The sequence below is a fragment of the Pseudomonas sp. Van50 genome, assembly GCF_055390755.1.
This window is the reverse complement of the sequence record NZ_AP024343.1, coordinates 1864815-1879548: the sequence shown is the minus strand read 5'-3', so window position 1 is coordinate 1879548 and position 14734 is coordinate 1864815. Positions and strand designations below refer to the sequence as shown.

Here is a 14734-nt window from a genome sequence, read left to right as displayed (position 1 = left end):
TTCGTATAAACAGCGTATCGACGCTGCGTCAAAAAACTTTAGACCGAAAAGCCGAAAGCCCGGAACGTTGTCAAAACGTTGCCGGGCTTTTTGCATCCGTCGAAAATCAGCTGTTTTTCTGTTGCGCCGTCATTGCTTCAAACATCGAGGTGATATTGCTGGCAGTGGCCTTCAACTTGCCGACCAAGGCGTCCATGTCGTTGTACTTTTTGGTCAGCGTGGCGGTCAGGGTCACGACCCGGCGATCCAGGGCCTCCTGATCGTTCTTCAGGCGGGTCTGGGTCCTGGTCAGCGTCGTGCTCCGTTGATCGAGGATACCACCCGTCTGGCTGTAGGGTTCGATCGCCTTGCCCATGCGCTCCAGCAGGCCATTGGTGCCCGTGAACAACGTCTGGACTTCACCGCTGAGCTTCTTGTCGTTCATCGCCGCGCTGAACTTGGTGGTGTCGAAGTTCAATGCGCCCGTCTTCTGATCGGTGGTAATACCCAACTGGGCCAACGACGTCAGCTTGTCGCCAGCGCCGGTTTCCGACAAAGGCGTTCGAATCGATGCCAGCAGCGCGCGAGGCAACGCATCACCCGTCAATTTTGCCGACACCGTCAGCTTCCCATCACTGTCGAGCGACGGCTTGGTCAGTGCGGTGACGCTATTGGCGATCGCGTTATAGGCATCGACGAATTTCTGGATCGAGGCTTTCAGGCCGTCGTTGTTCGGCGCCACCGTTAGGGTTGAAGTGCCGTCGCCTGCCACTCCGACCAAATTCAACGTCAATCCGGAAATCGCCGTGCTTACCGTATTGCTCTTGCTGGTCAGCACCATGCCATCGACAGAGAAATTGGCATCCAGGGCCAAAGCACCGATGGCACCCGCCGAGGTAGCCGTCAGTGGAGTATTGCCGGCACCTACGACATTCGTTCCATCAATCTCCAGCCCCGCGATGCCGCTCACCGAGATATCAGAACCCGCCCCGGTAGTGGTGGAACCCAGTACCAGGCGCGAACCGAAGGAGTCGGTCACAATGTTGGCACTGACGCCAGCGGCCTTGAGCGAAGTGTCAGCATTGATCGCGTCGCGAACCGACTGCAAGGTCGAACCATCCGGCACATTGAGGTTGTAGTTGACCCCCTTTTGCGCGATCGTCAGCGTGCCGCTGGGGATGGCACTGGTCGTCCCCCGGCAAAGGCCGCCGAAGTGACCTTGGATGCCGTGGCAAGGTTTGTGACTTTGATTGCGTAAGTGCCATTCACCGCCGAGTTGCCGGCGGTAGCCGTGACAACACCTGGGGCGGAGGATGTGGCAGCAAAACCCGAGAATTGCGGGGTCGTGGTGCTGGACAAGTCCTTCATGGCGGTCTTGAACGCCGCCAGCAACGACTTCAGGGTTCCCACCCCGGAGATACTGTCGTTAGTCTTCGTCGTCGCTCGGGTGATCTGACCTTGCTTGGCGGCCTTGTCGGAATCGACCAGTACCTTGACGATCGCGGTAGTATCAAGGCCAGAGCCTAGACCCAAGCCAGGTAGAATTGGACTTGCCATGTGGGACTCCCTTCAGTGTGTCGCCGGCCTTTTGACCTTTACAACGCCCAAAAGAACATAACAACAAAATTCGTGCCGGTTGTCAGGCTTCGGCGCTGAACAACAAGCTGTTTGCATCATTCAAACTGTTGGCCAGTTTCAGAACTTCTTCGTTCGGGATCTGGCGAATCACTTCACCGGAACCACTGGCAATCACCTTGACCACTACTTTGCCTGAAGGCTCGTCAATAGAAAACTCCAGGTTGCGCTTGACCGACTGGACGAACTTCTCGATTTCCTGAACGGCCTTCTTGAGTTTGTCCTGCTCGGCGGCAGCGTCCTTAGGAGCTTCCTTGACCGGGGTCACGGTAGCAACGTCGGCTTGAGGCTTCTCCACGGGCTTGTCGGCCACTGTAGGTGCCGGCTTCACCGCTGGATAAGACAAGTTCAGCTTCACGCTCATATCCATGTCCATCACCTCTTGAACGGAAAAAGCGAGAGAGCACGCAAGCGCACTCCCCCGCTAAAACTCATCCAGCTATTACTGAAGCAGCTTCAGTACAGCGGATGGCAGTTGGTTGGCCTGGGCCAGAACCGAGGTAGACGCTTGCTGCAGAGTCTGCTGCTTGGTCAGTTGTGCAGTTTCAGCAGCGAAGTCGGTATCTTGTACGCGACCCAGTGCAGCACTGGCGTTTTCGTTGATGTTCTGCAGGTTGGAGATGGTGCTGTTCAGACGGTTCTGGGCAGCACCGAGGTCGGCACGAGCACTGTTGATGGTGTCGATCGCGCTGGTGATTGCATCCATGGCGGCCGAGAAGTTGGTTTCCGAAGTAGCGCTGTCGGAACCAACGATGGTGATTGCCGAGTCAACACCCAGGGTTGCGGCGTCGAAGCTGGCGCTCAGAGTCAGGGTGATCTGGTTGTCAGAACCGTTTTCAGCACCGACCTGGAAGGTCATGGTGCTCGCGGTGCCGTCCATCAGGTTCTTGCCGTTCAGGTTGGTGCTGTTGGCGATACGGGTCAGTTCGTCGCTCATCTGCGAGAACTCTTTGTTCAGAGCGATACGGTCATCTGCGCTGTTGCTGTCGTTACGGGACTGGATGGCCAGTTCACGCATACGTTGCAGAATGTTGGTCTGCTCCTGCATCGCGCCTTCAGCGGTCTGCGCCATGGAGATACCGTCGTTGGCGTTTTTGATCGCCATGTTCTGACCGCGGATTTGCGAGGTCATACGGGTAGCGATCTGCAGGCCGGCGGCGTCGTCTTTGGCGCTGTTGATTTTCAGGCCGGAAGACAGGCGGGTCATCGAAGTGGACAGAGCATCGGAAGCCTTGTTCAGGTTCTTCTGAACGTTCAACGATGTGACGTTAGTGTTTACTGTTAAAGCCATGACGAATTCCTCGTTGGTTGGGTACTGCGGCTTCCGGCCCTGGCAACCGCCGGGTGTGGCCTAGAGAACCTTCGTAATAGTTATCGTCGGATTGGGAACTTGCTTGAGGGCTTTTTTCAAAAAATTTGCTAGCAGACTGCCACCCCTTGTGAAACAAGGGTTTAGCCATGGGGGAAGGTCCGAAAAATGGCGTCAATAAACCGCAGAACAATGTCGCGGGCAAAAAAAAGCGCCCCAGGTCAACCTGAAGCGCTATTGGAAGGACGTGTTTCGATCAATCGCGATACAGAATCGCCGAGCCCCACGACAGGCCCACACCGAAACCACTGATCGCCACGCGCTTCCAGTCAGCATCCAGAACATGCTTTTCCAGCAGCAGCGGAATGCTCGACGACACGGTATTGCCGGTCTCGACCATGTCCTTGATGAATTTCTCAGGCTCCCCCTCGAAACGCCTTGCCACGGCATCGACAATCGCCGCACTGCCCTGGTGGATACAGAATGCGTCGATGTCGCTGGCTTGCAATGAGGATTCGTCCAGCAGTTCGTGCAAATGAGCCGGTACTTTCAGCAAGGCAAAGTTGAACACCTGGCGACCGTTCATGAAAAACACCCCGTCGCTGACCTTCAGGTGTGGCGCGCCGGAACCGTCGGTGCCGAACTTGGCCTTGCCCAACTGCCAGCTGGCGCCCTCGGCCATCCAGGTAGCCGTAGCGGCATCGCCGAACAACATGGTGGTGTTGCGGTCTTCAGGGTCGACGATTTTCGAATACGGGTCGGCGGTCACCAGCAACCCGTTCTTCAACCCTGCGGCCTCCATGAAGCCTTTCAGGGCATAAATGCCGTATACATAGCCCGAGCAGCCCAGCGATATATCGAACGCCGCCACATGGGTCGGCAACCCGAGCTTGTCCTGCACGATGGCGGCCGTGTGCGGCAACCCTTCTTCATCACCGTTCTGGGTGACAACGATCAACGCGTCGATGGATTCGCGCGAAAGCTGCGGATTGTTGGCGAACAATGCATTCACTGCTTCGACACACAGGTCCGAAGTTTCCTGGTCAGCGTCTTTGCGCGGCAGGAACGCCGAACCGATCTTGCCAAGGATGAACTCTTCATCCTTCTCGAATTTGGCACCCTGAGCGTAGTTATCCACACCAGCGGTCGGCACATAACTCGCTATGCTTTTTATGCCAATCATCATGGCTTCCCGATCATGAACTGCGACTAGGTTCACCCCCGAAAGCTCAGGGGCGCGTCAAAAATGGTTGATTTCCAAGGGCGGACGCCTTATCAGGCGAACGAACAGGCCTCCACTCCGGGGAATACAATACAGTGAAGATGCACTTTATGACCTATGCGTCACGCTGTTTTGTCCTGAAGGGGCATTTTTTCATGACAAACTAAGCCGTGTCATTTCCCGCGACAGTATTGGGTACTGGACAGAAATCTTGAGGATGGCGGTGCAATTGGGCGAGAGCGCCGGCAGGTTTTACCTGCCAGCGTCGATGGCTCGCCTCGGAAGGCGGGGTTATGCCAGCAAGTCGGTCCAGGGTACGTTGCGCACCGGCCCCAGGGCGAAACCAGCGCCTTGCAGCGCCAGGTTGGCGTTATAGAACCGATCCTGAGCGAACACCCCGGACCACTTCTCACGTAGCGCCGCACACGCCTGTGGCGTACTCGCCAGCACGCCGGACTGGATAACCTGCACATGCGGCGTCCATACCGTCAGGTAACCGGCCTGGCCGACCCTGAGGCACAGGTCCACATCACCCAAGGCATCGTCGAACAAATCGCTGTCTATGCCGTCAGCCGCTTCGAACAGTTGCTTGGAAATCATCAGGCAGGCAAACGACACCGCCGAACAGTTCTGCTCGACGACCAACCTGTTCATGTAGCCTCTGGCAGCCTTCGGCTCGCCCACGAATGCCGAGCCGACTTCGCCGTTCAAGCCCAGAATCAGGCCCGCCTGGGTGATACGTCCGTCGCGCTCGACCAGCTTGGCACCGACCACGCCGACTTCCGGACGCAAGGCCTGGTTAAGCAGCGATTCGATCCAGTTGACGTTGACCACTTCACCGTCTGCCGCCAGCGTCACCAGATAGTCACCCTTGGCCTCCTGGCTGGCAGCGTTGATCAATGCGCCCGTCGCCGTGCCTGGTTCGATATCCAACAAGCGAACACGACTTGCCTGGTGCCCCTGCCCCTGGAGCCAGGTACGCAGCACAGCATTGTCTGCCGCGGCGGCGCAGAGCAACACCTCGTAGCGCTGATATCGCGTGCGCTGCAGGACGCTGAGCAGGCAGCGTTGTCGGGTCGTCAGGTCACAGGCACCGTGGACAATGATCGACACCATGGGGCGCTCGGCAAAGCGGTAGTCGATTTTATGCGTGCCCGACACGACCGCGCTCACATCGGCCTGATAACCGCGAACCGCCAGATGACGCAGCAACGTCTTGCGCTCATCGACGTTGTCTTCCACTGGAGGTGCCTGGCAAATCAGCAGCGGCTCATCCAGATGGGCAAGCCCCTCCAGGCCGTCCCGCTCGATAAGACGCAGCAGCAGGTCGAACTCCATCGCGCTCTTGAACTCGCGCGAATAACCGCCGAGTTTAACCAACGTCTCCCGGCGTACCAGCCAATGACGGGCCATCAACGCCGGAGCGCTTTGCAGCAAGTCAAGGTTGAACCCAGGCCGGAAGACATCGGCCAGAGTCCCGTCAGGCTGACGCTGGAACTCGTCCATTGCCACGGCCTGGCAGTGCGGCGCGGCCAGCAATTCCACACCCGCGCGGAACAGCCCGCCGGGCGTCAATTCATCGCCGGCCTCGGCCATGACCATCCAATCGCAATCGCTCTGGCTGACAACCTGATTGATTTTGTCGATGTAATTGCTTTCGTTGACTTTGACGAAATGCAGGACGTTCTGCGGTGTAGTCTCGCTCGGCAGCTCACCAGTGGTGAACACGACAATTTTGAACGCCCGGCAATAGCCATTGATCACGCTGTCGAAGGTTGCCTGCATCTTGAAGATGTCGGCGTCCAGGTCCAGGATCAAAATGCCAAACGTCGGGCCACCGTTGCGAGCGGCCAGGTACTTGGACACTTTCCGGGCTTCACTGGCGCTCGGTTCACGCGCCTCGAGCCAGCGCAGCAATTGACCGGAGCGTGTGACGTCGAACAGCCTCGCGGTATTTTCAAACGCCGCCGCCTTGAGCCGTTGGTCCCAGGCCTGGAGCATTTGCACGTAGCGCTTGTCACCTTTGGCCTGCATGACCTCCAGCAGTTGCTTCACCAGATCCTGGTTGAACGCATAGCTCAGGAAAGCCCTCGCCAGCTGTTCATCAAGCGGCTCGGCGCTGGTGTTGCGCTGGGGGCGAGACAGTTCCTTCTGCTTGAGCATGACGGCTTCCAGCTCTTTCAACTGCACCTGCCCGCTTGGCGCCGCATGCAGCAGGAATTCCAGCGAAGTGAGCACGTCGAAAAAAGCCTGGTTATAGAACGGCATCTCAACGTATTGCGTCGGTTCGAAACGACGGACCGGCTCGCCACGCCGCGAATCCCAAATCGACTCGAACAGTTTCCTGGTCTGTGGCACTGAACGCTCGTCCAGTTTCTTGACGATGGCCTTGGCATAGTCCCGCACCGAGTTATCCGTACCGAACGCACCGGCCAAGGCCGTGGCAAAACGCTCCTGCTCAGCGACCGCACGCAAGTCCACGGAGCCTGGCGCCGTGGCAACCAGATTCTGTGGCTTCGCCACGCGGCTACGTTCATGCAGGCCATAAGGGATGTCCAGCAAGCGAACCCTGGCATCCGCCACCACCCCATAGCAATGGCCAGCCTCCTGCAACCGCGAATCAAAACCGGCAGGCAACGCAGCGTAACTGCGCCGCAGGGTTTCAGTGCGCGTGAGGGCATTCACCAGGGACGGGCAATCCTCGGCAAACACGGCCAGCCGGGCTTCGGCCGATGGGCCGGAATAATCCTCACAGCCCTTGTGATCGAGCAAGTAATAGTCGACACGATCGGCATGGGCCTCGAACGCCAGGCTGTAGCCTTGACAGGCGCTGTATTCAACGTGCGCTTCCAGGAAACTCAACGCTTGTTCAAGCGCCTGGGGCAACAGAAAACTCTCGGCATCGGCCATCGCCAGATAAGGCGTGGCGACGCGCTCGACAGCCTGGCGAACCTTATCGCCGAAACCAATGGCCGTGGGCGCGTGCAGGTATTGCACACCGGGGAACGCTGCCTTGATATCAGCGTCGACCAGGCTCGACGAGTCGATCACCAGTACGGCGAACGAACTGTCGCGGTAATGGCGCAACGCCCGCCGCAGGGCAGTCGACTGGTCGTGAGCGAGCAGCACCAGGGTAAACCGTTCATTCAACGGCGCAGTCGATCCTGTTGGGACATTGCTTTGCATATTCATTCCTTAACAAGTGGGGTGACCGCATCAGCGACACCGGGAGTTTCGTGAGTTGAAACTCTCAATCCGGTAGCCAACCATTGGCCCAGTACTGCAGGTTATCGCCGCGCAAGATAAAGTCGCGCAGCACCACTTCACGTAATTCGTCGCCCATCCGGTAGCTGGCAATCGGATCCGCCAGGTGCATACGGATTGCCTCCAGCCATTCTTCGGTACTGTTGGTGAGGACCCGGGTACAAGGCAGGTGCCCCCGGTAAGCCTCGGTATCCGAACAAATGACCGGATAGCCGCACGCACCGTATTCCAGCAGGCGAAGGTTGCTCTTGCAGTCGTTGAAGATATGGAACTCCAACGGCGCCAAGGCCAGGTCGAGGTTCAGGCTGGCCAGCTTCGCCGGATAAGCCGCCAGGCTCACGCCCGGATGAAACTCATGGATATAAGGCTTGAGCAAATCGGGGCACATGCCAAAGAACACCCATTCGACTTCGTCGGCCAATTCCCGAACGACATCGGCAATAAGCTCCAGGTCGCCACGGTGGCTGGTGCCGCCGCCCCAGCCGATACGCGGCTTGCTGGAGGTTGCACGCTGGCTTCTGAGCTGGTTCCACAGGCCGGCAGCCAGCATGTTCGGTACCACGCGGATATCGTGATGCATGCTCGACAAAGCATCCGCCAACGGATGAGTGGACACTACCACCCGATCACACAGGCCGATCCCCTGGCGTAGCAAGTCCTCGAGATTGTCCGGCATATTGCGGCGGTGTTCGTTTTTTTCCGGGACCCTGGCGATGTAGTCATCCAATTCGTAGATGCGCATGGCGTTGGAGTAAGTCTTGACTTGAGTGATGTCCTTGAACTTACCCACGTTGTAGCGACCCTGAAGGATGATCACATCCGGTGACTGGCGCTCGATGTCGATGATCGAGGGCGTATCGTAGGCAACACGCCCCACGACTCGCCCAGCCGCTTCCAGTTCGAATAACGGTTGGCTGACGCGGTAATGCCCCACCGCCGAGGTATTGACCGCCAGCCCCAGGATCGAAGGGACGTTGCGGGTGATCAATGGATTCCAGCCGGTGCGTGGTCCGGGCTCGAGGCAGAAGCTTTTGCCGATCAGGGTCAGGTTACGGTTGTAGGCAGGATCGTTGGCAATCCTGGGCAACCAGCGCTGATAGAACGCCTCTTGTTCGAGCTCCAACCGCTGCTTCCACGAAGGATCGCGACTGGCTTCCACGCCGGACACCAGCACGACATCACTGTAAGGCGTGGTGACGATCAGGTAGCCGTTTTTTCCGACCTGCTGGCATAACTCCAGAGCGTTGATGCGCTGTGTTGTGATCGACTCATCGAACCCACCGGCCTCCTCCAGAACCTGCTTGCGCACCAACAGGCAGTGATCGCCGACAGCGCTCCAGTTCTGTACCGTCTGCAAGCGTTGCATATAGCCGCCAGACGCGACCGATTCGTTGACGAAGGCCCTGCCCGCCAACCCACCCAGCCCCATGATCATGCCGGCGTCGATGACCCGGCCTTGCTGGTTGAGTGTGCGAGGCCCCACGATACCGACCTCGGGACGTTGTCCATGATTGAGCAACTCATCCAGCCAGGCGGCTTCCAGCACGATGCAATTGGGGTTGAGCAACAACAGGTATTCACCGCGGGCATGCTGCGCGGCGAAGTTGCGGATCACTGCTTCGCTGCTGCTTTGCGGGTGCAGGAATATTCGCAACTTTTCACTGCCCAGCTCGGCCATGGCCCGCAGCCAATGCTGCAGCTCGGCGTTTTCACTGGCGTTATCGACAATGATGATTTCGTAATGCGGGTACGCAGTCGTGCTGATCAGGCTGTTGACGCAACGCTCCAGCGCGCCCAGGTCATCCTTGACGCTGATGACGATCGACACCAGGGGGCGCTCGGCGAACAGGTATTCGATGCGCGGGACCAACGCCAGTAGCGGTCCTGGGTGAAGCCGGTAAGGCACGCCGATACGCTGTAGATGAGCTTCGATCAGCCGGACGTTTTGCTCGATGACTTCCGGCAACGACAGCCATTGGGCAAACGAAAACGTCGACTCGACCTGGACTTCAGGAATGTGGCCAATGACCTGTGGCCCGTCCGTTTCCACCAGCCGCCAGATCAAGTCATGGGGTGCCAGCTCGCCCAGGCTCGAATCGAATCCACCCGAGGCCACAAATCGGGCACGCTCGAAAGCCAGTGTCCGACCAACATAGGGATAAGCGCGCATCAGGTCGAGATTGAAGTCGGGTTTGAAGATCGGCTCCACCGACTTCTCATCCACCAGCGCACCTTCATCGCTGTAGAGACAAGCAGCAGCCGGCGAGCTGACAATCCGATCGGCCATGATCAGCAGCGCAGACTCCGTCAAGCGATCGCCGGCACGCAGCAGGTAGAACCAGTCGGCGCCGTCCAGTTGAGGCAACAGCCCATTGAGCTGCTGCGCCCAGTCCGCTTGCAGGCCAAGGCGCAGGACATGGTTGTCCACGGCCTGGCGCCCATTGGACAGCAACAGCACCGATTCGCAGGCATAGGCTTGGGCAGCGATACTCTGCAGGGTAATACCCAGCGCATAAGGATCATCTTGCTCATCGATGATGACGGGAACGATCATCGGTCGATAGGCCCAGCGGGCAATCTGCCGGGACAAGACTTGCTTGCGCAATGGACTGAAACGTCGACATGTCAGCCACTGCGCATAGAGGTCTGCGTAGCTTTCGATGTCCGTGCCGACTTGCGAGCCGATGACGCCCTGGCGAGTCGCAATGACTGAATAAACGTTGATTTCTTCCCACTCGGGCGCCCCTGGCTCCTTGGGCTGTCCCAGCGACTGGTAACGCACCCAGCCACTGGCTGGCGCCGGCTCGCCACTGCGCTGAGCCAGCATTTCCTTGAGCCAGGTCAGCTCTACCGTGGCAGCCTCAACCATCTTGTGCTGACGCTCGAGGCGCTCGGGGTGCAACCGCTGGCCGCTTCCCTCGGCATAAAGCTGGACCAGATTGCCCCGGCGCAACAGGCAGATGAACAAGGCAAAATCGAGGACAGCCTCGAAGCCTTCGCCGGGCCGCGCCAACGCTGGCAGCAGGGCGTCGACATCTGTGCGACGCATCAATGCGCCACTCAAACCACCGAGAATATTACGGGTGGTCTTTTCAAAATACGCCAGCATGTCGTTGCCGTTGAACAACGCATCGAACTGCGTGATGCCCGTATTTTCAACGCGGACCGGCAAGGCATAGTTGTCGGCATCGATTAAATGATGCTTGTTGATCACCAGCGATACTTGAGGATGCTCCTGCAAGATGGCCGCCTGTTGGCTGACGCAGAACGCCAGCAACTGGTCGTCATCGCACAGGAACTTGATGAACTCGCCCCGGGACTCTTCAAGACAGCGCAACAGATTCTGCTGGAACCCCAGCCGGGTCGGGTTGCGCAGGTAACGCACCGTAACTGTGGAGCCCATGCCCACTTCCTGGACAATCTGCTCGATTGCATCGGTGCGGCAGTCGTCGCAGATGACAATCTCCAGGTTCTCGTAGGTCTGCTCGAGCGCGCTTTGCAAGGCGAGGCGGAAAAAGCGTGGGTGGTACGCGGGGATGGCAATGCTGACAAGAGGAGCTGATTTCACACGCATGGCTCTCAACCGTTGGGCGTCAACTCAGGCGAGAGCAGGACGTCCTGAATCGTATAGAGGAACGGGTCAGGGACCGCTTATAGCGTCACGGTCCCTGCCCTGGATCAGATTTTGTTGAACAATCCCAATTGCGTGATTTTGCTGAACGCCAACTGCGACGCCTGCAGCATCGTCTGCTGCAAGGTCAAGCGCGTCATCACTTCGGCCGGGTCGGAATCACGAATCGCCGACTGGGTCTGCGAGTTGGCGAGGACAAAGCTCTGATTGGTATCGCTCTGGGTATCGAGCGACTGGCCACGACCACCGACCGAACTCAATGCACTGGTCAACTGGTCAGTGCCGCTGGCCAGGTTACCGATCGCCGAAGCCAGTGACGCGTTCAGTTTCTGGATGGCGATGTTGTCGCCATCGGCCGGCGTGCTCAAAGCAGTCCGCAACTGGTTCACGGTGTCCAGGATGTTCTGCGTCTCGTGGGTATTGACCGCGATGCTGAACTGATCGTTGGCGGCCGGGGCACCATTGAGGGTGAAACTCACGCCGGAAGCGGTGGCGACGTTGCCCGCCAGGGTACCGCTGGACACCGGTTTGCTGTCAGCGGTCAGTGGCGCGGCGTACAGGTCGAAATCCGTGGCGCTGGTGAACTTCAGCACCGCCGCCCCCGTCGGAAAGCTGGCGTGGTAGGCCGTCGGATCAGTGATTGCGCTACCGGTGATCTGGGTCGCGGTGCTGTTGCCCGGGCTGCGGGCCGGGGTGAACGAATCGGGTTTGGCAGCCAGGGTGAAGGTATGGCCGGGCAAGACCGTGCCTGCAACATCGCCTGCTTGAAGGTTGACGTTCAAGGTCAAGTCGACACCGCGAAAGCTCACCGTCTGCCCGATCTGGTTACTAGGCTCGATGACCCCGCCCTTGCTGGCTTCGGCGGTCACATCGTTGCCACCCGAGTCGGTGATTTTCAATTGGGTGCCGCTGACGAACTCCACTGCGTACGGCTCGCCACTGCGGAACTGGCTGTTGTAGGTCACGCTGGACGACACTTGGCCGTTGGTCAGTACCACGCGACCATCATCCACCGCCGGCGCAGTCATGGTGACTTGGGTGCGACTGGTGTTGACAGCCTGTTGGAACACTTCCCAGCCGGTGCTGTTGGTGGCCATCGACATGGTGTCGCCAATCGGCAGATCCAGGGTCACCTGGTCGCCGTTGTAGCTGTAGGTGCCATCGCCGTTGCGGGTGAACGGTACGACATCGCCCTTGGAACCGGAGAAGATGTATTTGCCGTTTTCATCCTTGGTGTTCATCAGGCTCAGCAACTGATCTTCGATCGACCCCAATTCCGAGGCAACCGCTTTACGGTCCGCGTCGGTGTAGGCGGCGTTACCGGCACTGACGGCCAATTCCTTGGCGCGCTGCAGCACGTTGCCGATGCTGGTCATGACCGCTTCGGTCGTGCCCAGGGTCGCCTTGATGGTGGTGACGTTGGTTTCGTATTGGGAAAGCATCGAAGCCTGGTTGCCCAGTTGCAGCAAGCGCGAGGCGCCCACCGGATCGTCCGCGGCGGTGTTCACGCGCACCAGGCTGCTGGCTTCCTCGCTGGTCTTGACCACCTTGGCGAAGTTTTTCTGGTAGTTCGCAGCCGTGCTTTCGTAGAACTGAGAGGTAGAAATGCGCATGGGCTACGGCTCCTTAAAGGCTGTTGATCAATGTGCTGAAGATTTGCTGCGCCGCCTTGATGATCTGCGAAGACGCGGTGTAGTACTGCTGGAACTTGACCAGGTTGCCGGTTTCTTCATCCAGGTCCACACCCGACAGCGAATCGCGGGCGGTCTTGGCATTGTCCAGGATCGCCCCAGTGGCGGCGCTGTCGAGCTTGCCCTGGGCGGCCTTGGCGCCGACGCCTTCCACCAGCTTGCCGTAGGCATCGTTCAGGGAAATACCCTTGCTGGCCGAACCGGTGTCTACGGTCTTGGCCGTCTGCAAACCGGCCAGGACAGTACCGTTACGGTTGTCCAGGCTACCGGCCTGGCTGAGGCTGACATTGATCGAGGCGCCGTTGGATGGAGCACCGGCAATGGACATGTCGAACGTGACGGTGCGTTGTACCGGCGGCACGGACGAATCCATGATCGGGTTGCCACTGGCGTCCTTGAGCGGAACACTCAGGCTCAAGGTGTTGCTTTCGCCGGGCTTGATCGTGCCATTGCTGATCTGGACACCTTTGGCATCGAGCAATTGATAAGCCTGGCTGGTGCCATCGGCGGACGTCGCGCCGAACACCACCTTGACCGGCATGGAGTTCTTGATGCCGTTCTGGATGATGGTCGTGGTGGCTGCGTCGTAGATGTCCAGCTTGGTGGTCATGCTCGGCTGGCCGCTGGCCGGGATGGTCAGTGTGCCGCTGCCCCCCGGCACGATGGCGGCGCCCAACGGCGCGGCAATCGCCAGCCGCTTGGAGTCGGTCATCTCGGTCTTGATGTTGGTCGCCGCGTTGCGGGTCGGCGTGAGCTTGAACGAGTCGCCGGCGACGGCGGTGCCGTTGGCGAACGTCATCGAAAAACCGTCGATCACCGGCGGTGGCGTGGTTGCGGTGTTGAACGCGCCCATCGAGGTGCCGTCCGGCAGGCGCTGGACGGTGTAGTCCGTGCCGCTGGTGAACGTCACCTTGTAGTCGTTGGTGGTCAGTTTGCCGGAGTCTTTGATGGCGATGTTGAAGTTGCCGGAGCCGGCGCTGTTGTTCAACGACGCAACGCTACGCTGGCTGATCTGCGTGGCGCTGTTGATGCTAGTGAACAGGTTGGAGCCGAAGGCCCCGTTCATGTCGATGCCCGAGGCCTGGACGCTGTTCATCTGGTCGGCGACCACCAGGGCCACGCGCCCCAGCTCGTTCATGGCCGGGTCGAGCACGGTACTGCGGTAACGCATCAGGCCACCGATCTCGCCGCCGGTAAGCACCGACGTCAGGTCCATGGAGCTGGAACCGCTGTTGAGCTGGATACCCATGCGCCCTGGATCGTTCTTGTCAGGCACCGCTTCCAGGGTATTGACGATGTTGCCCATCACCAACGGTTGACCGGAGCCCAGGTAGATATCCAGGCTGTTGCCACTCTCGACAACCTGTGTGCCGGTGAAGGTCGACAGTTGGCGAATGGTTTCGCTGCGGGCATCGAGCAGGTCGTTGGGGGCGCCACCGGCGTTGGAGACTTCGGAAATTTTCTTGTTCAACTGCGCAACGGTGGCCGCCAGGTTATTGACCTGGTCGACCATGTTCGACAGGTTGCCATTGATGTTCTGGCTCTGCTCCGTCAACTGGTTGGAAATCGAATTGAAACGGTTGCTCAAGGCCTGGGCATCGCTGAGCAGCAACTGCCGGGATGCATCGTCACCCGGCTTGGCGTTGACGTTCTGCACCGAGGCGAAAAACTTGGTCAGTGCGCCGTTGAGACCGGTGCCGCTGTCCGACAGCAGGGAGTCGAGCGGCGTGATCTGCCCTTGGTAGGCCGCCGCGTCACTGTTGAGCGACGTGGTGGTTTTCAGTTGTGCTTCAAGGAAGGCGTTGTACACCCGGCGCACATCGGCCAGGGTCGTGCCGGAACCAATGAACACGTTGCCGTACTGGTTCGACGCCTTGGTGGTCTGCACGGTCTGCTGACGCGAATACCCAGCGGTATCGACGTTGGCAATGTTGTTACCCGTGGTCACCAACGCAGTCTGGCTTGCTGACAGACCCGACATCCCTATATTGAGCAAACTCATG

General features: G+C 59.0%; 7 protein-coding genes and 1 pseudogene. All 8 read right to left on the bottom strand.

All coding sequences use genetic code 11. The annotated features are described in order from the left end of the window. Positions 1-106: 106 nt before the first annotated feature. Positions 107-1536: pseudogene (gene fliD, locus ACZ5M5_RS08260) on the bottom strand (flagellar filament capping protein FliD). Positions 1537-1618: 82 nt separating this feature from the next. Next, positions 1619-1984, bottom strand: a complete 366-nt coding sequence (locus tag ACZ5M5_RS08255; protein ID WP_464738888.1) for a flagellar protein FlaG — start codon at positions 1982-1984, stop codon at positions 1619-1621. Between the two features lie 72 nt (positions 1985-2056). Continuing rightward, positions 2057-2905: a flagellin domain-containing protein gene (locus tag ACZ5M5_RS08250; RefSeq protein WP_053178496.1), complete on the bottom strand. Its 849-nt coding sequence runs from the start codon at positions 2903-2905 to the stop codon at positions 2057-2059. Between the two features lie 274 nt (positions 2906-3179). Then, on the bottom strand, positions 3180-4106 hold the full coding sequence (locus ACZ5M5_RS08245; RefSeq protein WP_027912745.1) for a ketoacyl-ACP synthase III: 927 nt from the start codon (positions 4104-4106) through the stop codon (positions 3180-3182). A gap of 330 nt (positions 4107-4436) precedes the next feature. Further along, the gene (locus ACZ5M5_RS08240; RefSeq protein WP_060738655.1) at positions 4437-7331 is read right to left on the bottom strand and encodes a TIGR00180 family glycosyltransferase; all 2895 of its coding nucleotides are present in this window, start codon (positions 7329-7331) and stop codon (positions 4437-4439) included. A 64-nt stretch (positions 7332-7395) separates the two neighbouring features. Then, complete coding sequence (locus tag ACZ5M5_RS08235) at positions 7396-10977, bottom strand: glycosyltransferase (protein WP_464739340.1); 3582 nt, start codon at positions 10975-10977, stop codon at positions 7396-7398. Positions 10978-11087: 110 nt separating this feature from the next. Beyond that, on the bottom strand, positions 11088-12653 hold the full coding sequence (locus tag ACZ5M5_RS08230; RefSeq protein ID WP_464738887.1) for a flagellar hook-associated protein 3: 1566 nt from the start codon (positions 12651-12653) through the stop codon (positions 11088-11090). Between the two features lie 13 nt (positions 12654-12666). Then, the gene (gene flgK, locus ACZ5M5_RS08225; protein WP_464738886.1) at positions 12667-14733 is read right to left on the bottom strand and encodes a flagellar hook-associated protein FlgK; all 2067 of its coding nucleotides are present in this window, start codon (positions 14731-14733) and stop codon (positions 12667-12669) included. Position 14734 lies beyond the last annotated feature (1 nt).